Source organism: Rhizobacter sp. P1_G5 (genome assembly GCF_056405435.1).
This window is the reverse complement of the sequence record NZ_JBFUCB010001109.1, coordinates 1-861: the sequence shown is the minus strand read 5'-3', so window position 1 is coordinate 861 and position 861 is coordinate 1. Positions and strand designations below refer to the sequence as shown.

Annotated in this window: 2 protein-coding genes; one reads left to right on the top strand and one right to left on the bottom strand. The window is 66.3% G+C overall.

Annotated elements, in window-relative coordinates; translation table 11 throughout:
* A partial coding sequence (locus tag AC1D12_RS34380; RefSeq protein WP_477845530.1) for an IclR family transcriptional regulator occupies positions 1–440 on the bottom strand: 440 nt, incomplete at its 3' end.
* A 166-nt stretch (positions 441–606) separates the two neighbouring features.
* Here AC1D12_RS34380 and AC1D12_RS34375 point away from each other — a divergent pair.
* Positions 607–861 (top strand): ATP-binding cassette domain-containing protein (locus tag AC1D12_RS34375; RefSeq protein WP_477845529.1); only part of this gene is annotated, 255 nt, incomplete at its 3' end.

Genomic DNA, 861 nt, shown 5'->3' with positions numbered 1-861 from the left:
AGCGCCCCCTGGCCCACGCCCAGCGCGACGCGCCCACCGACGTCGCCGGTGAACGAGCGGATCGGGAACGGCCCCTCGCTGCGGTCCAGGCACACCGCATCGAAGCCGCTGCGCGCGAGCAGGAAGATGCTGTCGCCCAGGCTCGCGCACAGCCGCAACAGCGCGGGTCGGCACAGCGTGCGCAGGTCGGCCGGGTTGCCGGCCGAGGCGGCCAGCGCGAAGAACTCGATGCCCAGGCGATAGAGCTTGCTGCGCGCGTCCTGCTCGACGATGCCCTCTGCCACCAGCGACTGCAGCAGGCGGTGCGTGGTGGCCTGCGTCAGGCCCACGCTGYGGGCAATCTGCGTGACGCGCCCCCCATCGGCGTGCACCTGCGCCAGCGCACGGATCACGGCAAACAGCCGGCTGGCGGCGGCGGTCGACGGGCTCTCATCGCTCATGCTCGATCCTGTGGAATTCCATGGGTCACAGAAGCCTGAAGTATTCCATCAAACGAAATAGGGAAATGGAGTATTTGATTGATTGGAATTCTCGGGTCAAGATGGCCCGCAACTTGCGATCCGTTGGAGGAATCTTCCCTCCCGGATTCCGCAAGCGAGGACCCCGATGTCTTTCCTGCAGTTGACTGGCGTGACCAAGTTCTATGGCGACACCTGCGCGGTCGCCGACATGAACCTGTCGGTCGAGAAAGGCGAGTTCGTCTCGCTGCTCGGGCCTTCGGGATGCGGCAAGACCACGACGCTGCAGATGGTGGCCGGTTTCGAGCCGGTGACGCGCGGCCGCATCGAGCTCGACGGCCGCGACATCACGCACGCCAAGGCCAACACGCGCGGCCTCGGCATCGTGTTCCAGACCTATGCG